The organism is Proteiniphilum saccharofermentans, from assembly GCF_900095135.1.
In the GTDB taxonomy this organism is placed as follows: Bacteria; Bacteroidota; Bacteroidia; order Bacteroidales; family Dysgonomonadaceae; genus Proteiniphilum; species Proteiniphilum saccharofermentans.
In genome coordinates this window covers 3,834,874-3,859,079 of sequence record NZ_LT605205.1, presented here as the reverse complement: position 1 = coordinate 3,859,079, position 24,206 = coordinate 3,834,874, and the positions used below count along the sequence as shown (strand labels likewise).

General features: G+C 37.6%; 20 protein-coding genes. 10 read left to right on the top strand and 10 right to left on the bottom strand.

What is annotated here, in order from left to right:
* Positions 1–2: 2 nt before the first annotated feature.
* The 5 genes from PSM36_RS15010 to PSM36_RS14995 all read left to right on the top strand — a co-directional run bounded on the left by PSM36_RS15010 (position 3) and on the right by PSM36_RS14995 (position 6,831).
* Entirely contained in the window at positions 3–827 is an 825-nt protein-coding gene (locus PSM36_RS15010) for an IS4 family transposase (protein ID WP_449421179.1), read from the top strand.
* Positions 828–835: 8 nt separating this feature from the next.
* On the top strand, positions 836–1,171 hold the full coding sequence (locus tag PSM36_RS17960; protein WP_449421178.1) for a transposase: 336 nt from the start codon (positions 836–838) through the stop codon (positions 1,169–1,171).
* A 123-nt stretch (positions 1,172–1,294) separates the two neighbouring features.
* Positions 1,295–3,520 (top strand): beta-N-acetylhexosaminidase, encoded by a 2,226-nt coding sequence (locus PSM36_RS15005; RefSeq protein ID WP_076931602.1) that lies wholly within the window; start codon positions 1,295–1,297, stop codon positions 3,518–3,520.
* A 10-nt stretch (positions 3,521–3,530) separates the two neighbouring features.
* Positions 3,531–4,658, top strand: coding sequence for an amidohydrolase family protein (locus tag PSM36_RS15000; protein ID WP_197684903.1), 1,128 nt, complete (start codon positions 3,531–3,533; stop codon positions 4,656–4,658).
* A gap of 4 nt (positions 4,659–4,662) precedes the next feature.
* Positions 4,663–6,831, top strand: coding sequence for a glycoside hydrolase family 36 protein (locus PSM36_RS14995; RefSeq protein ID WP_076931601.1), 2,169 nt, complete (start codon positions 4,663–4,665; stop codon positions 6,829–6,831).
* On the opposite strand, the gene PSM36_RS17920 is transcribed toward PSM36_RS14995, so the two are convergent.
* Positions 6,798–7,007: a hypothetical protein gene (locus PSM36_RS17920; RefSeq protein WP_394333037.1), complete on the bottom strand. Its 210-nt coding sequence runs from the start codon at positions 7,005–7,007 to the stop codon at positions 6,798–6,800. The two genes, PSM36_RS14995 and PSM36_RS17920, sit on opposite strands and share 34 nt — an antisense overlap.
* Before the next feature lie 332 nt (positions 7,008–7,339).
* Between PSM36_RS17920 and PSM36_RS14985 the strand changes: the two genes are divergently transcribed.
* The 5 genes from PSM36_RS14985 to PSM36_RS14965 all read left to right on the top strand — a co-directional run bounded on the left by PSM36_RS14985 (position 7,340) and on the right by PSM36_RS14965 (position 12,593).
* Complete coding sequence (locus PSM36_RS14985) at positions 7,340–8,464, top strand: SIS domain-containing protein (RefSeq protein WP_076931599.1); 1,125 nt, start codon at positions 7,340–7,342, stop codon at positions 8,462–8,464.
* 15 nt (positions 8,465–8,479) lie between these two features.
* Positions 8,480–9,709 carry a class II D-tagatose-bisphosphate aldolase non-catalytic subunit gene (locus tag PSM36_RS14980; protein ID WP_076931598.1) on the top strand — a complete coding sequence of 410 codons (1,230 nt, stop codon included), beginning with the start codon at positions 8,480–8,482 and terminating at the stop codon, positions 9,707–9,709.
* A complete protein-coding gene (locus tag PSM36_RS14975) occupies positions 9,706–10,662 on the top strand; it encodes a carbohydrate kinase family protein (protein WP_076931597.1) in 957 nt (318 codons plus the stop codon). The genes PSM36_RS14980 and PSM36_RS14975 overlap by 4 nt, the downstream gene beginning before the upstream one ends.
* A gap of 1 nt (position 10,663) precedes the next feature.
* The gene (locus PSM36_RS14970) at positions 10,664–11,476 is read left to right on the top strand and encodes a class II fructose-bisphosphate aldolase (RefSeq protein ID WP_076931596.1); all 813 of its coding nucleotides are present in this window, start codon (positions 10,664–10,666) and stop codon (positions 11,474–11,476) included.
* A gap of 151 nt (positions 11,477–11,627) precedes the next feature.
* Positions 11,628–12,593 carry a glycoside hydrolase family protein gene (locus tag PSM36_RS14965; protein WP_197684902.1) on the top strand — a complete coding sequence of 322 codons (966 nt, stop codon included), beginning with the start codon at positions 11,628–11,630 and terminating at the stop codon, positions 12,591–12,593.
* 42 nt (positions 12,594–12,635) lie between these two features.
* Here the strand turns inward: PSM36_RS14965 and PSM36_RS17955 are convergent, their stop codons facing one another.
* The 9 genes from PSM36_RS17955 to PSM36_RS14925 all read right to left on the bottom strand — a co-directional run bounded on the left by PSM36_RS17955 (position 12,636) and on the right by PSM36_RS14925 (position 24,202).
* Positions 12,636–13,091 carry a transposase gene (locus PSM36_RS17955; RefSeq protein ID WP_449421184.1) on the bottom strand — a complete coding sequence of 152 codons (456 nt, stop codon included), beginning with the start codon at positions 13,089–13,091 and terminating at the stop codon, positions 12,636–12,638.
* Positions 12,980–13,804 (bottom strand): IS4 family transposase, encoded by an 825-nt coding sequence (locus tag PSM36_RS14960; RefSeq protein WP_449421179.1) that lies wholly within the window; start codon positions 13,802–13,804, stop codon positions 12,980–12,982. Before PSM36_RS14960 ends, PSM36_RS17955 begins: the two co-directional genes overlap by 112 nt.
* A gap of 136 nt (positions 13,805–13,940) precedes the next feature.
* Positions 13,941–15,965, bottom strand: coding sequence for an alpha/beta hydrolase family protein (locus PSM36_RS14955; protein ID WP_076931595.1), 2,025 nt, complete (start codon positions 15,963–15,965; stop codon positions 13,941–13,943).
* A gap of 100 nt (positions 15,966–16,065) precedes the next feature.
* Entirely contained in the window at positions 16,066–16,416 is a 351-nt protein-coding gene (locus PSM36_RS14950) for a putative collagen-binding domain-containing protein (RefSeq protein ID WP_076931594.1), read from the bottom strand.
* 134 nt (positions 16,417–16,550) lie between these two features.
* Positions 16,551–17,897: a rhamnogalacturonan lyase family protein gene (locus PSM36_RS14945; protein WP_154671043.1), complete on the bottom strand. Its 1,347-nt coding sequence runs from the start codon at positions 17,895–17,897 to the stop codon at positions 16,551–16,553.
* Positions 17,898–18,050: 153 nt separating this feature from the next.
* The gene (locus PSM36_RS14940) at positions 18,051–18,944 is read right to left on the bottom strand and encodes an IS3 family transposase (RefSeq protein ID WP_076929797.1); all 894 of its coding nucleotides are present in this window, start codon (positions 18,942–18,944) and stop codon (positions 18,051–18,053) included.
* Entirely contained in the window at positions 18,941–19,240 is a 300-nt protein-coding gene (locus PSM36_RS14935; RefSeq protein ID WP_019537946.1) for a transposase, read from the bottom strand. The genes PSM36_RS14940 and PSM36_RS14935 overlap by 4 nt, the downstream gene beginning before the upstream one ends.
* A gap of 268 nt (positions 19,241–19,508) precedes the next feature.
* Positions 19,509–21,014 (bottom strand): SusD/RagB family nutrient-binding outer membrane lipoprotein, encoded by a 1,506-nt coding sequence (locus tag PSM36_RS14930; protein ID WP_076931592.1) that lies wholly within the window; start codon positions 21,012–21,014, stop codon positions 19,509–19,511.
* Positions 21,015–21,034: 20 nt separating this feature from the next.
* A complete protein-coding gene (locus tag PSM36_RS14925) occupies positions 21,035–24,202 on the bottom strand; it encodes a SusC/RagA family TonB-linked outer membrane protein (protein ID WP_076931591.1) in 3,168 nt (1,055 codons plus the stop codon).
* Positions 24,203–24,206: the final 4 nt, after the last annotated feature.

Below are 24,206 nucleotides of genomic sequence, written 5' to 3'. Positions count from 1 at the left end.
TCATGAATCAAGGCAAATATATTTTCGCGCAGCTTACAGATTTTCTACCACGCAGGGTATTTGACAATATCGTATCCAGACACGATGGAAACAAGAAAGTCCGAAGTTTCACCTGCTGGAACCAGATGCTATGCATGATCTTTGGACAATTGACAGCCCGTGACAGTATGCGGGACTTGATGCTGAGCCTGGAAGCCCATCAATCCAAATATTACCATTTGGGACTGGGGGCAAGCGTAACCCGGACAAATCTGGGTAAAGCCAATCGTAACCGTAGCTATAAAATCTTTGAGGATTTTGCCTATGTGATGATGGACAAGGCCCGTCAAAGTCATTACAGGGAGGACTTCGAAGTCAAGGTGGACGGGAACGTCTATGCCTTTGACTCCTCCACCATCGACCTGTGCCTGAGTGTCTTCTGGTGGGCGGAGTTCCGCAAGCACAAGGGAGGCATCAAGTTGCATACATTGTATGACCTGAAGACTTCCATTCCGACTTTCGTGTTGATCACCAGCGCAAAGGTCAATGATATGAACGCGATGGATTATCTTCATTATGAATCCGGGAGCTTTTATATCTTCGACCGCGGATACGTGGACTTTGACAGGTTGTACCGGGTGAATGAATCCGAAGCCTGGTTTGTCACGCGGGCCAAGAAGAACTTCAAGTTCCGCAGGATGTATTCCCGGGAAGTTGACAAGTCGACGGGCGTGCAATGCGACCAGATCGGGAAACTGGAGGGATTCTACCAGCAAAAGGACTATCCCGGCAAACTGCGCAGAATCAAGTATCACGACGTGGAACTGGGCAGGACTTCGTTTTTATAACCAATAACATGGACTTGACGGCCGTCGAGATAGCGCTACTGTATAAAAAACGCTGGATGGTTGAGCTGTTCTTCAAATGGATAAAACAACACCTGAAAGTAAAAAACTTCTGGGGAACGACCATCAACGCCGTTAAAATCCAGTTATATTGTGCTATCATCGCTTACTGTCTGGTAGCCTTGATTGGTTACGAATTGAAAGTTGAGCGTCCAATCTACGAAATTCTGCAAATACTCAGTATCTCCCTACTGGACAAAACTCCTATAAGAGAGATACTTACGAATTGCGATTACAAAAATGTCAAAGAGCTCGATTATAAACAATTAAAAATCAACTGGATCTAAGTGTCCAGTAGTGAAATTCAATTATAAAAAATAACTCAGACAAATAAATTCTAATAGGTATCAGTATATATTGAAATATAAAGGTTTAATATAAATAAGTTGAAAACTATCAATTAAGTAAATATGTATAATCAAAGTAAAGCAACTAAACAAAAATCTGCACAATTGAAAGAATATCAAAGTCAAATTTTAAGTCCAATAATAATTATTTTGACAATATTGTTTTCAAGTATTAGTTTACACTCTAGTGAGCTATATGACAAAGGTTTGTATCTAATTCCATTTCCTCAGAACGTTCAATTGGGAGGTGATGATTTCATTATTAATGGAGAAGTAATTATTGTAACTGATAAGGATAATTCAGAAGCAGATAAATTTGCAGCTGAAGAGTTAGTATTTACCTTAAAAACTGAATGGAATATTGAAGCAATATTATCTGAAACAGGTATAAAAGGGAGTAAATCTATTGTCCTTACACGTAACAAGGTTCCTGAATCGCTAAAAGAGCAAGGATATAGAATCACTACATCCAGTGATGAATTAATTATTCAGGCAAAAAGTGAAGAGGGTCTCTTCTATGGTACACAAACTTTACTTCAGCTAATTAAAAAAAATAGTAACGGTTATATTATCCCGGGATTGGTTATTGAAGATTGGCCGGATATTAACAAACGTGCGGTTCATTATGATACTAAGCATCATCAGGATAAAATATCTTATGTTGAGAAATTTATAAGAGATCTAGCGCGGTATAAAATTAACCAGCTAGTATGGGAATGGGAAGATAAGCTGGCTTATAATAGCCATCCTGAGATTGGTGCACCTGGCGCCTTTACTACCGGAGAGATGCAGGAGATTACACGCTATGCACAAAAATATCATATAGAACTTATACCGTTAGTTCAGGGACTTGGGCATGTAAGCTTTATTCTTAAATGGCCACAATACAAACATCTCCGCGAAATTCCAGCCTCAAACTGGGAATTTTGTCCCTTAAAGGATGGTACTTACGATTTGCTTTTTGATTTATGGGAAGAAGCGATTGAAGCAACACCTGGCTCTGATTATATTCATATTGGTTCTGATGAAACTTTCGAATTATGCGCTTGTCCTGAATGCAATGCAAAAGCCGAAGAAATCGGGCGTAGCGGAGTCTATCATCTGTTTGTAAAAAAAGCGGCTGAACATCTTAAGAAAGCAGGAAGAAAGGTCATGGTATGGGAAACACCTATGGGATGGGAACACAATCCATCACCAATTAAAAACTTCACTCCTTCTAAAGGTTTGGTGCTCACAGAAAGTTACAACTATGATACTCCAGATTATCGGCATGCTAAAAGATCAAAAGATCTTGGATACGAGGTTTACGCCTACGATCCTAATCCCGGTATCGAACCGCTTTTTCTTCCTTATAAATATAGGGAGAGAAACAGTGGAAAAATGAAAACCACTGGGAGCTTGGAGAATTCTTATCAATTTTTGACTTCAGCTGCAGTTTCAGGAGTTTTTGATGGCATGATAACTACATCTTGGGACGATTCCGGATTGCACAACCAAATGTGGATGCTCAGATTTGCTACCGCTGCGGCTTATTCATGGAATGGTAGTTACCCCACTTTGCAAGAGTTTGAAAATACATTTTACAAGAATTATTATGGTAAAAATGTAATGGACATGGAAGAATTATATTCTCTTTTAAATGAAGGGGCATATTATTTTTCCTGGACATTTGAGCGGAATGTATGGCACCATGGTGAGATAGGCAAAACCCATATACCTGACATGCTTCGAAACGATAACATGGAATATAACCCATATTGGAATGCCCGGTATCAGAATAAAGTGGAAGAATCGAGAGAAACATTGCAAAAAATGGAGAGAGCATTACAAATAATCGAAAACAATAAAAGGTTAAATCCAAAAAACGACTATGATTTTGAATTATACAGAACTATTGCTGAATTGATTAGTCATACTTGCAGTACTTATCTGGACCTTTCGAGCTTAGAGAGTATAATAACCCGGGCACATAATTTAACCTTTACAGATAAAGCAATGGCCCACGAACAACTATTGAAGGCTAAGGAGTTGATCGAGTCAAGTATTGAACGCAGAACGAAAGTTTATAATGATTTGGTGAGGATATGGGAAATTACTCGTTTACCAAAAGGTTTAAGTACCCGTGGAAAAGAGTTTTTCCATCAGCAGGATCGTGCCCGTCATTTTGCGAATAGAGTGCCAGATATGTCATACTTAATCTATGATGAACAATTATTGAATATGGAAGGATATTTGGAAAGATTAAAGGATTATATAAGGTATTATAAAGAAAAAGTTCTGGACAATTAGAATTATAAATATGAAGACAAAAAATTATATTTTGATGGAAATAGCCGCCATAACGTTAATTATACTATTAACATTCGTTTCTGCTTGTAATAGGGGTGGTGAAAAGAACGATTATTACACTGAATCAGACTTTGAAAAAGTAAATAAGATAGATATTCATTGTCACATTAATACCACAAGAACTGCGTTTATGGAACAGGCTATTTCGGATAACTTCCGGATCCTCACCGTAAATACAAACGCGTGGGATGATATCACCATTTATGAACAGGAGAAATTTTCACTTTATCAAATAAACCAATTTCCAAGATACATTTCATATTTAACAACCTTTACTTTAGACGATTGGGATGATGAAGGCTGGCATAACAAGACAATTACTCTTATAAAAGAGTCAATAGACAAAGGTGCTATTGGTGTAAAAGTATGGAAAAACATAGGTATGGTTGAAAAAGATAAAAATGGGGAATTTATTATGATTGATGATCCCAAATTCGACCCGGTTTTTTCTTTTCTAGAAGATAATGGTATCCCACTTTATGGCCATTTGGGTGAACCAAAAAACTGTTGGCTCCCCATTGAAGAGATGACTGTAAACAACGATAAAAAGTATTTTAAATCTAATCCGGAATACCACATGTATTTACATCCGGAATTTCCTTCATATGAAGACCAGCTTGAAGCCCGAGATCATATGCTGGAAAAACATCCCAATCTTATATTTGTGGGAGCACATCTCGGGAGCATGGAGTGGAGTATTGATCTAATGACCGAGCATTTAGAACAATTCCCTAATATGACCCTGGAAATGGCTGCGCGAATCTGCCATATTGCAGCTCTGTCGCAAAAAGATTGGGATAAAGTGCGCAATTTTATTATTAAATATCAGGATCGAATAATGTATGGTACAGATAATAGCGATAGTGCCGAAAATGATAATGATCCCAAAAAATTAAAAGAACATTTACATAATGTGTGGCTAACCGACTGGAAGTTCTTCACAACAGATGAGTCAATCACTATGTGGGAAGTTGATGGTGAGATCAAAGGATTAAAACTTCCGCGTGAAATAATAGATAAAATCTACTTTAAAAACGCAGAGAAGCTATTCCCAAAATTCAAAAAAATGAAAACCTAAAACTATGAGAAAATTTGATCTATTATTACAGCTACTGTTTATTTGCTTGATTTTTCCATCATGTTCCAATAAAAATAAAGATTTCACATATTCAGAAAAAGGTGACATCTGGATAAAAAACGGAGAGATTGAACTTAAGCTGGATTCCGAAATGAATCTTCTTGTTTTTTATAAAGGTGGAGAAAAGCCATTGAATTCAGTCGATAGTCTAACCCTGCCAAGTCATTTTATCAGAGTTGATGGTAAAGATGTAACAAAATTTATAGTCGATTATAAACAAATCGCTATTGAGTCAATTGATTCATATTTTGGCAAAGGAAGACAACTTAGAGTGAATGGCGTTTCAGAACCGGAAACGGGGATCCTTTTGGAGAAAACGTTATCCATTGAATTGTATGACAAGTATCCCAATGTAGCAATCATAAGTGCATCATATAAAAATCTGGGAGAGGAAAGTATCTCTGTGGATAAAACGATATCAAATTATTTCAAATTGGATGCATCAGTTTTTAATTCTGTGAATAAACCATTCGATTTTTATTCTTTCCAGGGAGCTTCAGTTTCTTGGGGAAAAGATTATATATTTCCAATAAAAGAAGGATTTCAGCAAAAAAATTGGATGGGTGTTCAACCAGATACTAAGACAGGAGGGGGAATACCCTTTGTAGATTTATGGAATCAGGATATTGGACTTGCCATCTCACATATTGAAACAAAACCACAACTTGTTTCATTTCCTGTAAAAGTTGAAAATGATAACAGGGTGAGTGTGTCTATTCTAAATGAAACGGAACAGGACTTATTACCCGGTGAAAGTCTAAAAACAATAAAAGGAGCCGTAATCACACATTCTATGGATTATTTTGACCCTCTAAGAACTTATTCAAATCTCATGGCTGATCAAGGAGTAAAACAACCTGCTCCTTCTATGGGCGCACATGAAGCAATTTGGTGTAGTTGGGGATATTTAACCGATTTCACACTTAATGATATCTACGGGGTAATTCCTAAATTAAGAGATTTAGAAATTAAATGGATCGTAATAGATGATCGTTGGTGGGATAAATATGGAGACTGGAATCCACGTAATTATACCTTCCCCGAAGGAGAAAAGCAAGTAAAAGAGTTCGTGAAATCAATACATGATCTTGGGTTTAAAGTGAAAATTTGGTGGGCACCAACCCCTGTTCAACCTGAAGTCATACCTGTATGGGATGGTTCGGTGGATCCGGGATTAGCAGAAATAGCAAAAAAGCATCCGGAGTGGCTCATAATGGATGAAAAAGGAAATTATTCACGTGATAACCGTGACATGTACCAGTTTTGTCCAAGCTTACCAGATGTTCAGGAATATATAAAAGAATTGACTACACGTTTTATTGACGAATGGGGTTTCGATGGCCATAAGTTAGATGCCTATTATGTGGTTCCTCCATGTTATAACCCGGCACATAATCATAAGGATCCTGCGGAGTCTTACCAAGATCTTCCTAAGTTATTAAAGGTTATTTATGAAACCTCGAAATCAATCAATCCGTCTTCTGTAACTGAAATCTGTAATTGTGGAACAACGCAGGATTTTTACCAATCAGTTTATATCGACCAACCTGTAGTTTCTGATCCAACAAGTGTTGAACAAGTTCGAAGAAGAGTGAAATCAATGAAGGCACTTTGGGGGTCAAATGCTCCCATCTTTACCGATCATGTGGAACATATTAGATTAGATGTGGATATTAATGACAAAAGCGATACCGCTAAAGTAGGAGAAGATTTTGCAACATCCATGGGGGCTGGAGGTGTGATCGGAACTAAGTTTACCTGGCCTGAGGGTCCTGAAAATATGCAGTTGACAAGCGATCGCGAACAACATTGGCAAAAATGGATAAAACTTTACCATGAAAAAATGCTCAGTAAAGGAGATTATCTGAACCTTTACGATATCATTTACGAAAAGCCTGAATCACATGTGATCCAAAAAAATGAAAATTTTTACTATGCCTTTTATGCTGACGAATGGAATGGTCCAATTGAATTGCGAGGACTTAAGAATAAAACATACCGAGTTTACAATTATGTAGATGAGAAAGATTTGGGAATAGTGAACGGACCAATCGCTGAAATTAATATCGATTTTTTTAATCACTTGTTGATAGAAGTTACACCAATAGAGTAAGGAGTTGGAATTATTTTACCGAGAGAAAAAACTGCCTTGCACTTTTTGAAATTCATTGATATGAAACTCTGTGAATCCGTGACAATGGCATCAATATCATTCACCCGAGCGATAAAACAAAAACTTCTCTTGTCAAACTTGGAAGTATCAAATACAGCAATACATTCTTTAGCCATTGATATCATTGTTTGATAAATGTGTGTCTCCTCAACATTGGGTGTGAGATACCTTTCTCAATTGAAAAATTTCTCATATCTATCTGTTTTCTACAAAAATAGTATCTTTTTCATAATAAATATAATCCACAACGGTTATTTCGAAATGTTGTATTTCGAAATGTTTCGAAATTAAAAAAAAATACATCTAATTTCATAATACATTGATTTACTATCATTTAAAAGAACACGCAAAGGGTTATGTTTTACAACATATATATTGCCAATTTCGAATCTTTCGCAGAAAGCTATTTTTGTATTGAATATAAGTTTAACGAAAATAATAAATTATTATGAACATTGATTCTCTCAATTGGCATACGTATCGTGAAATCTGTCAACAACCAACATTGTGGAAGGAAACCTACTCCATCATTGCAGAAAAAGAACAAGAAATATCCGATTTTATGTCTGAATTTTACACTGATGATGTGATAATAATATTTACAGGTGCCGGTACATCTTCGTTCATTGGCAATATTATGACGTTTATGTTACCAAAACAAAAAATATATAATATTAAATCCGTTCCGACTACTGACGTCGCAACTCATCCAAATACTTTCTTTCAAAGAAACAAAAAATATATGCTAGTATCTCTAGCTCGATCGGGCAACAGCCCGGAAAGTATCGCTGCAGTAGATAGGGCTAATTCAATTTGCGGAAAAAATATTTCCCATATTATGATAACCTGTAATGATTCGGGAGAATTAGCGAAAAGGGCAGTTAACAAAAATGCGCTCTTATTGATACTGCCTCCGGATACAAATGATAAAGGTCTTGCCATGACAAGCAGTTTTACTTCCCTGCTTCTGGCTTCGATGTTAATCTTTGATATAAAGAAAATTTCATTGAAAAAAAACGAAATAGATAGATTGTCCGGAAAGGGTGAATTTATGATTACTGGCTACGCCGATCTGATTTTCAAAATAGCATCCAGTGAATTTCAACGGGCAGTATTTTTGGGGTCTGGGGAAAGAAAAGGTATCGCGGAAGAATGTCATCTAAAATTACAGGAGTTGACAGACGGCAAAGTAATTTGTCTGTTCGATTCATTTCTGGGATTCCGACATGGTCCCAAAGCAGTGATAAATGAAAAAACAGTACTCGTTTACCTTTTATCCGACGACGAAAAAACATTCCAATATGAACGAGATCTTATTCTACAAATTAATCGACAAGAGAAGCCTGCAATCCAAATATATGTTGCACAAAGTAAAAAACAAATAGACAATATTGAATTTGATCTGGAAATGATTCCGGAAAAGTACGATCAAACTGCATATGATGTAATACTGTACGTACTAATCGGTCAATTACTGGGTTTATTTAAATCCATTGACCTGAATCTTGATCCTGATAATCCATCTGAAAGTGGTAAAATATCAAGGGTGGTAGAAGGTGTAACAATTTATTGATTAATAAAAATAAAAATGCCAAAAACAGAAAATATTTTAAAAAGAATAGAGGAGTTAAAAGCTGAAACAAACATTCCTCGTACACTTTTTGCTGTATGTCCAAACTCCATATCCGTTATTAAGGCAGCTTTTCGGGCAGCAAAACGAAACAATGCTCCCATAAAATTCGCTGCTACACTTAATCAAATTGACTCTGACAAAGGGTATGTGGGAATTACGCAGAATGAATTCACTAAAATGCTGGAAGATGAAGCGAGATCCGTCAATTTCGAAGGACCCTATATTGTTGCAATCGATCATGGGGGTCCCTGGCTAAAAGATAAACAGTCACTGGAGAAATGGAAATTGCAAAGAGCAATGGATGGAGTAAAAAAATCTTTTGAGGATGCTATTGAAGCAGGCTATGATCTGATTCATGTAGACCCCACGGTAGATATTTTTATTCCTGAAGGAGAAATTATTGATATAAAGGTAGTAGTTCAAAGAACGGTAGAGCTGATTAAACATAGTGAGAACTTTAGGCGTCAAAATAACCATCCCATTATCTCATATGAGGTAGGGACCGAAGAAGTACATGGAGGATTAGCTGATGAAAATACCTTCGATACATTTATTGAGCTCTTAAAAAGGGGATTGAAAGAGGAAGGACTCTCCGATGTGTGGCCCTGTTTTATTGTAGGTAAAGTGGGGACGGATTTGCACACCAACACATTCGACAAAGAAGTAGCCACAACACTCACAAAAAAAGTAAAACAATTTGGCAGTTATATTAAAGGACATTATACCGATGGCGTTTTGAATCCACAAGACTATCCCCTATGCGGGATTGGAGCAGCCAATGTGGGGCCTGAATTCACAATCAGTGAATATGATGCATTGGTTGAATTAGAGGAACTAGAACGTAAAATGTTTGAGAAAAAAAGAATTGCCGTCCTGTCAAATATGAAAAAGACTCTATGGAGATTGGTGCTGAATTCCAATCGTTGGCAGAAATGGCTGCAACCCGAAGAAAAAAATATCCCCTTTGAAAAGATCTCAACTGAAAGGAAAGAATGGCTGATAAAAACGGGATGTCGCTATATCTGGCAAAATCCTGAAGCTGTTGTAGCACGTTACCGTCTCTATGAAAATCTGAAAAAAAACGGAATAAATGCGGAAGAAATTGTACTTTCACGAATCGAACGCGATATGGACAAATATTTCTATGCATTTAATTTAGTAAATCTTAATAACTATCTCACATGATAAAATATGATGTTGTAGCGATAGGTGAATTGAACGTGGATCTGATCCTGAATGGAATTGAAAGAACTCCCGAAATCGGCAAAGAGGTATTTGCCAAAGATATGCTTCTTACTTTGGGCAGCTCTACAGCAATATTTGCAGCTAATATTGCCTGCTTAGGTTCTAAAACCGGTTTTGTGGGGATGATTGGAAAGGATACTTTTGGAAAGCTAATTGAGTCATCCCTTAAAAAAAGAGGGGTGGACACCTCTATGCTCATTTATTCTGACACCTATTCCTCTGGCGCCACCATTTGCCTGAATTATAATGAAGACCGTGCGAATATAACGTATCTAGGAGCAATGGCCTTTATGACTTTTGACAATATTGACAAAACAGTTTTTACTCAAACAAGACATATTCATCTTTCTTCGATTTTCTTGCAATCAGGAATTAAAAGAGATCTTCTTGCTATTTTACAATTCGCACGAGAAAATAATGTGACTACTTCGCTTGATCCACAATGGGACCCTAAAGAAGAATGGGATATGGATTACAAGACAACTCTACCTTATGTTGATATATTTCTGCCCAATGAGACCGAATTAAAACACATTACACAGTCTGACACACTAGAAGAAGCGATGAGTAAAATTCAACCACATATCAATTTATGTGTGATAAAATGTGGTAGAAGAGGATCCATTTTATTACAAAAACAAAAAGAGCCTATCATACTGGATGCTTTTATAAACAATGAAGTAGTTGATGCAATTGGTGCTGGGGATAGTTTTAACGCTGGTTTTATCCATTCATTTGTTAGGGGGAGATCTCATAAAGAATCTCAAATCACAGGCAATCTAACAGGTGCGATCAACACAACCACAGCAGGTGGAACGGGAGCATTCACTTCTAAGGAAAAAATAAAGGATATCGCAAGGAAAAAATTTAACCAGGAACTAAAAATCGAATAACATGACCTTACAAGAGAAATTAAAAGAATATCAATTAAAACATGAAGCAATCCTTGCAACCAACTTCTATAACTTGGAAACTTTACAGGGAATACTTCTTGCTGCTTCAGAATGCAATTCGCCGGTTATCCTGCAACTAACACGCAGCTCCATAGAATATATTGGTTTGAAAGAAGCTGTTGTTCTTGCACGTCAAGCTTTGGATAGTTTTAAGATAGAAGGTTGGATACATCTAGACCACGGAGATTCTTTAGAACTGGTGAAAAAGTGTCTAACACAGGGATTTGACTCAGTGATGATTGATGCAAGCAATGAACCATTTGATAAAAATGTGGAAATCACAAGCAGAGTAGTGGAAGAAGCGTCAAAACATGGTGCAAATGTGGAAGCTGAACTGGGCTATATTGCTAAACTAGGACAGGAGCAGAGTGGAGTTTATACAACGGTAGAAGAGGCTACAAATTTTGTAAAACAGACAGGAATTAACGCGCTGGCAATTGCAATTGGCTCATCACATGGTTTCTATAAATCTGCACCAAATCTTAATATTGAAAGGTTGAAAGAGATACATGCAGCCGTGGATACCATTCTTGTACTGCATGGAAGCTCCGGAATTCCGGATAGTATGCTGCAAGAGGCAATTCGGAATGGAATCACAAAAGTGAATCTGGCTACGGATATAAAAAACACCTTCATGAAAGCATTAAAACAGATACTATTCAATACTGATGAAATTGATTTACGTAAAGTATTCCCAAAAGCTACTGCTCAGGTTGTGGATTTGTTGGTAGACAAATTTAAAGCGACCTGCTAAACAGACAGCATGAGAGACTGAAATCGCTACAGGTCATTGAGAAATTTAGAGACTGTCAAGCACAGAGAATCATATACTATCTGAAAATAAGCTGATTATTTATATAATAGCATTGGGAAATTTACAATGAAGTTAAAAATAAACTATTAGTATGAACATTAAAAGCAAAATAATGAAATATTTTTCAAATTTATATCACCTAGGTATATTGGTTTTGTTTATAGGAATATTTGCCTGTCAATATCATTCTCAAAAATCAATAACTGATAAATTTCCTCCTCAAATGGTATTGTTTGGATCATATGAGGAAAATCCTATTTTTTCTGGTACTAATAGTAATACATGGGACAAGTATATAAGAGAACGCGGCTATATCTTAAAAGATGAGGGAATATATAAAATGTGGTATACAGGATATAATGGAGGAGACTCATCTATTAAATATCTTGGTTATTCAACATCGACAGATGGTGTTAAATGGAGCAGATACCAGGATCAACCAATTTTTAATGATAAGTGGACCGAAGATATTTTTGTGATTAAAGATGATGGAATTTATTACATGTATGCAGAAGGTAAAAATGATATTGCACATTTGCTTATATCTACAGATGGAATCAATTGGAATTCCCAAGGAAATTTAATCATTTTCACCACAAATGGTGATACAATTCCTGCTCCTTATGGAACGCCTACTGTTTGGATTGAAGATAATACATGGTATTTATTTTACGAACGAAATGATTTGGGCATCTGGTTGGCAACATCTAAGGATAAAATTAATTGGATGAATATTCAAGATGAGCCAGTGTTAAAAATGGGACCTGAAAAATATGATGAGGGTGCTGTAGCTGCAAACCAAATAGTAAAATATAATAACCGCTATTTTATGTATTATCACGGTTCAACAAACCCTAATTGGGCAAATCCAGAAGAAAATGCAGAATGGTCTTCCTTAGTAGCCATGTCCACAGATCTAATAAACTGGACTAAATATCCTGACAATCCTCTAGTAAAAGGAGATACTTCCAGTCCAATTTTGGTGTTTGATGACCATGAATATCGATTATATACTATGCATGATAAGGTATGCGTATATTTTCCAGTTTTACATTGATCTATTATTAATCACCTATTATGAAACATCACTACTGGACACTTAGATCCAGTTGATTTTTAATTGTTTATAATCGAGCTCTTTGACATTTTTGTAATCGCAATTCGTAAGTATCTCTCTTATAGGAGTTTTGTCCAGTAGGGAGATACTGAGTATTTGCAGAATTTCGTAGATTGGACGCTCAACTTTCAATTCGTAACCAATCAAGGCTACCAGACAGTAAGCGATGATAGCACAATATAACTGGATTTTAACGGCGTTGATGGTCGTTCCCCAGAAGTTTTTTACTTTCAGGTGTTGTTTTATCCATTTGAAGAACAGCTCAACCATCCAGCGTTTTTTATACAGTAGCGCTATCTCGACGGCCGTCAAGTCCATGTTATTGGTTATAAAAACGAAGTCCTGCCCAGTTCCACGTCGTGATACTTGATTCTGCGCAGTTTGCCGGGATAGTCCTTTTGCTGGTAGAATCCCTCCAGTTTCCCGATCTGGTCGCATTGCACGCCCGTCGACTTGTCAACTTCCCGGGAATACATCCTGCGGAACTTGAAGTTCTTCTTGGCCCGCGTGACAAACCAGGCTTCGGATTCATTCACCCGGTACAACCTGTCAAAGTCCACGTATCCGCGGTCGAAGATATAAAAGCTCCCGGATTCATAATGAAGATAATCCATCGCGTTCATATCATTGACCTTTGCGCTGGTGATCAACACGAAAGTCGGAATGGAAGTCTTCAGGTCATACAATGTATGCAACTTGATGCCTCCCTTGTGCTTGCGGAACTCCGCCCACCAGAAGACACTCAGGCACAGGTCGATGGTGGAGGAGTCAAAGGCATAGACGTTCCCGTCCACCTTGACTTCGAAGTCCTCCCTGTAATGACTTTGACGGGCCTTGTCCATCATCACATAGGCAAAATCCTCAAAGATTTTATAGCTACGGTTACGATTGGCTTTACCCAGATTTGTCCGGGTTACGCTTGCCCCCAGTCCCAAATGGTAATATTTGGATTGATGGGCTTCCAGGCTCAGCATCAAGTCCCGCATACTGTCACGGGCTGTCAATTGTCCAAAGATCATGCATAGCATCTGGTTCCAGCAGGTGAAACTTCGGACTTTCTTGTTTCCATCGTGTCTGGATACGATATTGTCAAATACCCTGCGTGGTAGAAAATCTGTAAGCTGCGCGAAAATATATTTGCCTTGATTCATGATTTTTACTTTTGGGCAAAGTAAAATATAATCATCGCATTTCAAATCGTCACACAACTAAAATTTCTCAAAACTGCGATCTACAAAAGATTTCAAAGAACTATTTTTTTATTTAAGTGCCCACTAATGATTGAATTTAATTTCGCAATAGTAAAACATTTTGGTTAGTATTTTCAAAATGTCGAATCAGATCTTCGGACCAGCTATAATTTTTAGGAATATCGCCAAATAATGAAACTTTTGTTGGGTAAATTAGGGCTGGTAGTTGGTATACGTCAGTTACGCGCAAGCAGTTCAGCATTTCAATGGCATATCCTTTGCCATCTTGCTGACTTGAAACATCCTGTGTTGCAGGAGGATTTTTTAGTGCGAGCCATTCGCATTTATTGTCTAATAATGCTGCATATAATGCTACAACTACGTTTTCATTCTGTGCGGCAATCCCGATTTTCAATGGATCAACTTCCGGTAAAGTCCTGCAATATTCTATACATCTTAGAAGATCATATACTTGCATTGAAGCGATTGTTCTGCCTGTCCAAGCTGCAGATCTTCGTATATGCCACTGTAGGCCCGGATCCCAACCAGTTTCACCAATACCTCGAGGTTCAAAATATGCAATATTCCAATCAGTTTCTAATTCAGAAACGAAGCCCTGCGATTCATTGCGTTCCTCATCGTAGTTTTTAAGGACAATCAATAAAGGTTTTCTTTGTGTTGTGTCCTGTCTCCAGTAAAAATTAATTTTTAACCGCCAACCTTCTTCAGGTACAAAACTGTGTATATTCCATCCAAATTTTGCTCCATCAAGTGAACGAAATTCTATTTTACTATCAAAAGGTGTCTCAGCACTGGGAAACGCTCCAAATGTTTTATTAGTCAAAAAATTCTTCACCTTATCTCGGTGTGAAAACATTTCTTCTTTGGAATATATTTGGGGAGGTTGTGACAATTTTATAAATGAATCTTGAATTGTTGTAGTGCGGTCATTCTTAGGGACTCCGTTCAGATAGACTTTTAACTCATTTGCGCTAAGCAAATTATTTTCATCAAGACTGATATCTCCAGCTTCATCAGTCGTAACATCCTTATTCATTAGATGTTTTATAAAAAAAGCATGTATATTTTTTCTGGATATTTCATGGTATGAGTGTCCGCCGGGTGTTTCTATCAATCTTATATTTTCAGACATACCATATAAATTGTAAATCTTTTTGATATCCAAATATAGTTTTTTTACTGACTCAATCGTATTAAGTCCATCACGATTTGCTTGTGCAATTAATAGAGGTCTGGGAGAAATTAAGGCTCCTATATCCTGAAAGTCGATCTGGTAAGTATTAGTTGGCATCATACAGTCACAATGCCCATCAATAGTCCGTTTTCCCACTTGATCTTGTAAGGTGCTGGCCCCACAAACCGGAGCTACTGCTTTAATCCGTGTATCAGCAGCAGCAATATACCAACTTTGCGAGCCTCCTCCTGAAATTCCAGTAACACCTAAATTATCCATATCCACTATCGGTAAAGAACTCAAAAGATCAATTCCACGGATTGCGTTCCAAAGTTCAACGCCACCTGGGTTATATCCACGACTATACCAATTAAACCAACCTTTGGAATATGGTCCCCAATGATGGCCATGAACCTCTCCAAATTGGATATTTTCAATAATCAAACAAATGAACCCTAGTTTGGCCAGTTTAGCCGGATATGCCTGATAACCCACGTTTTGGGTTCTAGAGTGTCCATTTACGTAAAGTACTGCAGGTTTCGGGGTCTTTATATTGTCTGGAATATAAAGATGAGCGGGAACATACAAATCGGGTAATGATTCATAATAAATTTTCTCAATTCTATACCCATCTTGCTGAATGGTACCGGTATACTGTACATTAAGGTCGGTTCTTTCTTCGTAAAAATAATCCTGAATACCCATCATCTCAATAAATTCTTTGTGCCGTTGTTCTCTGACATTTTCCAAATCATCCTTAGAATGAATATCAGATAATGCGTTATTTGTTATTTGACAGGCAACTTTAGAGAGATAATCCCGAATATTGTTCTCTCTTATAACATTCTGACCATAGACGTGATGTATCCCGGAATGTCCAATAATAAAAATTACACATATGTAGAATACTAAACTCTGTCTTTTCATGACAATTTACTTTAAATGATTTAAACTATGACTAATTTTTCTACTTTGCATTTTAGTTTAATGATATCACATTTTTGACTTTATATCTGAATATAAATAATCAGTCACATCGCATAAGCAATACCCAATCTTCATCATTGTTCTGTGACGGACTAAAATGTACACTGTCCCTATTATCAAATAGCCCTTCAACAGGATAATAATCGTTATTACGGGGGTCAAACCACTGTACGCGTATATTCGACTTAAAAAACGACATGTCAATCTTGGCACTACCCTGTGCAGGAATATACACTACGGCAAAAGTCCCATCCCTGCTTTTGGCCAAAGCCATTCTTGCAAGATCCTCGCCAGGTTGGTTCAGTAAAGCCTGGCTGATAGCCTTACCAGTTCCACACATGATGAGAATAATGGTCAAAAACAGATGAACAGTGAGTTTTGTCTTAAACATATTGAATTTTCTTTATAACAAACCTTTGAATCTACAAATAATAATTATTATTATTACTGGACATTATATTGATTAAGAAGTAATATAATTGACAATCAGATGTGTAAAATTAAATTCTATTTATATTCTTTTAATTAGATACCGCCTAAGTTAAACAGGTTATATCCATTTCCAGTCTGATTTCTGTTGGTTTTATAAAAGGGATGGTTGTACCTGCGGAGCGCATTTGGAGCATCCTCGGCATTTTTATCAGCCCAAATACGGAGCCATCCGTCTTTTGAGTAGGAAAGGATTTGTTCCCCCGGTAAATCGGTGAACTTTGATGCCATAGCGGATAATCCTCCAATATTTCCGATCACATTTCCTTTCCTATCCAGAATATCGCCGTTTCCTTCAAAATAACCTTTCACCAATTCATGAATGCCATCACCGTTGAGATCAACCGGAATGGTGGTATAGACGTCAAATCCGAGGTTTATCCTTTCTCCGTTATAAGCTTTGTAGGTATATTCGGTTACGTCGGTACGTACTTCTCCTTCAGCAGTCCTGGTTTTCACACCTACTTTCACACCAAGTACATAGTGTTCCCCATCATCACCCAGTCTAGCTGCCCAACCTGTATCCATATGCCCGTTTTCGAGATCTGCCCATATCCGTTTACCCTCTTGGTCATACAGTACTACCCGGGGGTAGGTAGGTTTATGTGTTTCCCTGCAGGTGAATATTGTCCAGGTATTGTCCGCATAATTGAAAATGGGCTGGATAATGTCTGAATGCCCTTCCCAACTATCTTCGTCGGCACAAAATAATTGCTCTCCTTTGTCAAGTTCAATCGTGCGCTCTCCCCACAGGAGTTCGTCAATCCCGTCGTTATTGATGTCAACCACCGGGGTTACGTGGCTTCCCTGAGCACCTTTAGCATCTGCAGGGATATAATGTTCCCAGCGTTGCTCAAGATCTTTGTTCCACGCTTGGAGCCGCATAGGGCCATAGGTCCCTTGTGCCGTTAGCAGGACAGGCTCTCCTCTTGCATAGCCACCCATTATAAAATGCCGGTAAAGTGCCGACATTCCCTGGGGCACTTCGGGCCGGGGCCATGGAATTTCCGACAGTATATTACCGGTTTCAGGATGAAGCTTTTGTAGCACATAATGGGCAAAATTAAGCGGATGTTCCGGATCCTGATTATTGATGATCCATAGTTCATCCATCCCGTCCTGATCGAGGTCGAATGCAAACAAGGGGCTAAACCATATACCTGGTACCACACCTTCACCCAGATCCTTTTTCCAGAGCAATTTTCCCTCTACATTTAATACGGCTAATTTAAGGGTGTGTTTCGGGAAAAAGAACATGCCCTCCCAAGGATCGACTTCGGCTTCTTCCGAATACATCACTGCTATCGCTCTAGGTTGATTTATTCCTAAACTTACAGGTACTGCACGGAGCTGACCGAACTTGTCAGCAAGCTTTATACTCATGATGGGTTGAATATTAAAATTCTGCGAAAAGCCCATTTGACATGCCATGAAAAAAATAATCGTTAAATAATTAAAAGTTTTAATACGCATTGAACTGAATATTAACTTGAAAAATAAGATCAATGGAATTGCCAACTTATTTGAGACAATAAGTTAAGCAACATTTTTAATTAATTGTTTTTTAATATTGTACTGTTTCCAAAATTCATCAATAGTCAAATTACCCAATGCTGAGAATCTTCTTTTATGATTATACCAGGATTCAATATATTCAAATACATCCAAGCACATCTGCTCTTTTGTTTTAAGCTTGGTACCATAAATCAACTCGGTTTTGAAAGATTTAAAGAAACTTTCAGCCACCGCATTATCCCAACAGTTGCCTTTCCCGCTCATGCTTTGCTCTACCCTATGGTACTGCAACAAATTAACGGTCTGTTTGCAGGCATATTGAATGCCCCTGTCAGAGTGAAAGATCATCCCTTCTTTAAACGGTCTGTTTCGGTTGGCCATCCTGATAGCCGGTATGACAGTGCCGGAAGCAGTCAAATTATCGCTGATAGACCACCCAATGAGTTTTCGATCAAAAAGATCAATCACGCACGTAAGGTAAAGGAATCCATCCTTACAGCAGATGTAAGTAATGTCGGACACACAAGCCCTCATTGGTTCTTTTTGATTGAACTCACGGTTAAGCAAATTAGGCGCTACATTGTAATTGTGGGATGCATCAGTGGTTACCCTAAACTTCTTAGAAAGCTTGCTGCGCAATCCCATATTTCTCATATGACGGGCAACAGTTGTTCTGGAAACATTGACTCCGGATGCTTGCAAATCTTTAGCCAACCTGGGACTGCCGTTGCGCCCCTTGGCATCGAAGTATGCATCTTTAATCTCTCGGCTAAGTTCCATATGCTTTTGTTCTCGTTTATTTATAGGGTTCTTAATCCAACGGTAATAACTGCTGCGAGATACACTCAATACTCTGCACATCATCCCAATCGTCCACTCCCTCGAGTTGTAATCCTTTATAAATTGATAAATCAACGATCGCTCGTGGAGATGATGCCTAAGGCTTTTTTTAATATGTCACGCTCTGTTTCAGCCTCTTTAAGGCGTTTTTCCAGTTCTGCAACCCTTCCGGCTTCTCTTTCACGAGAACGGACTCCGTTGCCCGGGAAACTGCTTTCCCCACGTTCCCGGTACTCTTTGCACCAGCGATACAATAGTGCAGGTGATATGCCCAATTCGTGTGCGAGTTCGGAAACATTCTTCCGCTCGAAACTTAATTTGACGGCATTATCTTTAAATGCCTTGTCATAATGTGTTCTTTGTTTTCTCATACTTTGACAAATGTAAGTTTTTTATGCTTAACTTTTTGTCCCAGCAAAGTTAGTAACTCCACAATAACTCATTACAAACACCCTTATATTGGTCAAACAGGCTGATACTTTTCAACACATTATTGTTTTGATACACCTAAAGCTGCTAGATACCAGCCCATTTGGATATTCCTTTACATAAACTATATTTATATATATCTGAATATTAATTGTCTAATAAATATTTACCTAGGTATTGTTGTTATAAATAAGTTTAATGAAATCATTATTAGTTTGGAGGAAAAACATCTTGTAGTGGATGCCTGAATGGTAATCCGGGACGTTTATCCCACCAAACTCTTGTCTCTAATTTATCACCTCCAATGTTAGAAGCCGCTGCGCTAACATTCGATTCGTTTTTAAGATACTCATCATTTGGATATGTAAATCTTCTGGGAATATAATCAATAACTCCCAATTCATTTCCTAACCACACTTTTGGGTAACCTGTTCTTCTCATTTCTGCCCAACCCTGATGTCCCTGAAAGAACATAGATATATATTTCTGTGTTGAAATTTTTTCGAACTGTTCTTCATTTGTACCATTAAGTACAACTTTTTCGTGATTCAAAAAATCAGTAACATCAGCTTCATCCACATTATATTGTTCCATAGATCGCTCTATTCCTGTAATATATAAATTCTCAGTTGATTCATTTGTGATATTGGCAAATGCGGCTTCAGACCTCAAGAAATAGACCTCTGCAGCATTCATAACGATTATCTCGTATGTATCTGCTTTTAAAAGTGGTCCCATGGTGGCAACTTCTTCGTAAGGAACTTTTTGTTCTTGAGTAAGTTGGATGGGGCGTCCACGGTATGGACTTTCTGGATGTTGAGAAGGAGTGAAAAAAATAGGCATTCTTGGATCATCTGTTGGAATCATAACGTCCGTGATGGCAAATCCCACATACATTGGGGTTATATTTGTTTGATAATGGTTATATACGAAATTGACATTCGATGCATTTTCTGATGCACTTGGTGGGAGAGTCTTTAAGGATGCATTTTCACTATTTTCATCAATAAGAGGAGCATTAATAACATCTTTTATATGTTGACTAGCAAGAGATTCATTTGCGAACCTAACACGTATTGCCAATCGTAGACGTAATGAGTTAGCAAATTTTCTCCAATTATCCACATCACCTTTATACAATATATCGGCATTACCAAACGATTCCTGATCACCTATTGATCCCAGCTGGGCAGATGCAAGTTTTAATTCATTGAGCATGTCCGTGTAAATTGTTTCTTGTGTGTCATATTTAGGTTGATTGATGGCATCAACACCTATAGCCGCTTCTGAATATGGTATATCTCCATATGCGTCAGTCATCATGTGATAGATCCACGCTTTCCATATCCTTGCCATAGCATTTTGATCATTTTTTCTTGGGTCTTCAGAAGTAAGCCTGATCACTTCATTAATATTTATCACATAGTTCCTATACCAGTTGAAAGGAGAAGTGTAATTTGATTGACGAAGCAGATTTCCACTGGATACGCTTGCAAAATACTGTGAAAATTCGCCAATTATCCCGCCGGTATCTCCGTAAGAAGCAAATATTGAGTTCTTTAATACACCTGTAAAAATAACTGATGGATTAATTACATCATCGGTGATTAATATCGGATTTGTATTTATTTCCTCAAAATCACTTGTACAAGCACCTATTGCTAAAACTACAATAATGATAGTTGCAATTTTTTTTAATATCATATTTTCTCGCATAATATTTATTATTAAATTGATTAAAAGGATACAAATAAATTAAAACCAATGCTTCTGGTTGAAGGAAGCCCCCTTGCTTCAACACCTTGTGCGTATGCTTCTGTGTTGAATGCCGATTCAGGACTTATTCCCATCAACTTAAATTCAGGATCCCGATACAAGTAAAGTAGGTTCCTTCCCACGATTGATATCTTCACATTATTCAGGAATGTTTTTTCTAAAAGACGAGAAGGTAAGGTGTATCCCAATGAAATCTCTCTTAAACTTACATAATCTGCATCAATGACCATAGTTTCAGAAATTTCGCCCCAAGGCCCTTGTTCTGCATAATATTGATGAGGCAGCAAGGAAATATCATTTTTTCTATATTTTATACCTCCAACTTCAATATCACCATTCGGATCTTCTATAACGCCATCAACAATTAAATCTTCAGGAGCTCTTGCTTCTGTAAATTTGCCTGTACCTTTGGCCATTTGGTCATATTTATTAAATGAAAATATCTGCCCCCCAACTCTAAAGTCAATCATTCCGCTTAAAGTTATTCCTTTATAAGAGAGAGTGTTAGTGAGTCCACCCAAAAAATCGGGTTGGATATTTCCCAGGACCTCAATATTATCACCTCTTTGCCATTTTCCGTTTTCATCTACAACAGCCTGACCAGCCTCATTTCTTTTTACTCTATATCCAACTATGTTACCATAAGGCTCTCCAACACGTGCCTCAATTGTAGCCGAGCCACCAAGTAGAGTGTGGCTATCTATCCCGGGAACTAAAGAAACCACCTTTGACTTGTTATGTGACAAATTTAAGTCCATATTCCATCGGAATTGACCCATATCCAGGATAACGGTGTTAATCATTAATTCAAGTCCGTTATTTCGAATTTCACCCGCATTAATCATCCTGTTTGAGAATCCTGTAGCAGCGGAGACCTCTATTGGTATAATTTGATTTGTTGTGGATTGATTATAATAGGTAAAATCGATACCCAATCTGTTGTTAAATAGACTTAAATCCATACCAATTTCAAATGACTCAGTTAATTCATTCTTTAAATCCAACAGAGGTATCGTACTATTTATTGTCCCCATTCTTAGTCCATTGAATGAAATAGCATCATATGAATAACCGGCTTTTGTTTGATAAGGATTAGCATCATTACCTGCTTGCGCATATGAAGCACGCAATTTCCCAAAAGTAATAAAGTCGGTATTAGTATTAAATGTTTCGGTGAATACATAGCTCAGACTGACAGATGGATAAAAAAATGACTGATTATTAAGTCCTAAGGTTGAGGACCAGTCGTTCCTCCCTGTTATATCAAGGTATAAGTAGTTTTTGTATCCGAGTTGACCAGAGAAAAAAACCGAGTTTGTTTGTTTTTTCTCATAGTAATTTCTTGGAAATTTTTGTGCTGCAAAATTTATATGGTATAATTCAGGAATAGACAAGTTCTCTCCACGTATACCTACAACCTCTTGCTCTCTATTCATATGGTTAGTACCTAAAAGAAATGAACCCGACAAATCACTAAATAAGTTACCAGAAGCTGTAAGCAATAGATCACTATTATCTTCTCTTACCTTCCACATTGTATTATTTACCTGGCCATTAATATTTGCCGCTCCGGGTGTACCTTGTGGTATGATTGCAAATCTTTTGTCAGTGTAAAAATCGGTACCAATTCTACCCTGAATACTCAACCAGTTAGTTATATCGTAACTAGTAAGTACAAACCCCATGATACGATCCCTTACATCATTATTCTTGAACCGTTCGGTTATCCAATAAGGATTATAAGGTGATCCGGATTTATAACTCTGCATTCGTCCATCCTCTTTTCTGTAATCTTTCATCCATTCAAGATCAACACTCCGTGGCAATACCCCTAGGCTTGATGGAAGATTTATAAGAGCTATACCATTCTGAATTCTATTGTTTCCTTCCTGTCTTATATAATCTACCTTCGCATCCACAAATAATTTTTCAGAAACCTGCGAGTTAGCTCTTATAGATACACTTTGTCTATTTAGGGAAGAATTTGGAACTATACTTTGATTTCTCATATCTGAAAGCGAAAGACGTAAAGTATTCCTGTCAGTTCCTCCAGAGATGGCAACTGTATTAGTAAATGTAGTTCCTGTTCTGAAAAAGTTTGCAATATTGTCTGTCGGTTGTGCTGTATACGGCTGAACACCCCATTCAGGTGCATATTCATACATAATGGGCCGTCCGTCCATACGTCCCCCCCAGTTATCAATCAACCATGCAGGCCACACTGAAACTTCCTGTCCGTCTATAATTTTTGTATCAAATGAATTGTAGTCCCCGTCATATCCACCACCCCATGTGTTTTGAAAAGTGGGATGAACATTTGGTGTGTCGAAAGTAAAATTGGAGTTTAATTCAACTCCTACTCCTTTTTTAAGTACACCAGTTTTTGTTGTAATAAGGATGACTCCATTTGCGCCACGGGAACCATATAAAGCAGCTGCAGCAGGTCCTTTAAGTACTGACATACTGGCAATATTATCCGGATTTATATTACCAACTCCATCCCCAAAATCAAATCCATCAAAATCATTGGGTTTGTCAATGGTCTGATTATCTATGGGAACACCATCTACAACAAACATCGGTTTATTATCTCCAGTCAAAGAGCTATTTCCCCGAATATTTACATATGAAGAGCCAGCAGCCCCTCCAGCTGAAGAAGGATTAATATGAACACCAGCAACTTTTCCTTTCAAGGCATTAGCAACGTTAACCTCTCTGGCTTCGGTTAAATCCTCCGGTCTAACCTCCTGCATAGAGTATCCTAAAGCTTTTTTCTCTCTTTCAATACCAAAGGCTGTAACAACAATTTCTTCCAGCATTTCACTAGAAGCTTCCATAATAACATTTATGACTTTTGATGAAGTAATATTGACTGTTTGTGTTTCCATTCCAATGAAAGAAAATACTAAAGTCTTAGAGCCATCCGGTACCATAAGGGAAAATTCACCATCCACATCGGTTATAGTGCCAACAGTAGGAGAGTCTTGTAAGACCACTGTGACACCTGGCAAAGGCAAATTATCTGATGCCGATGTTACAGTTCCCGTTATTGTACTACTACGCTGCGCAAAAACATTTCCCAGTAAAAATAATACTGTCATAAATGTTGCGAAAATCTTTTTTTTCATAAAT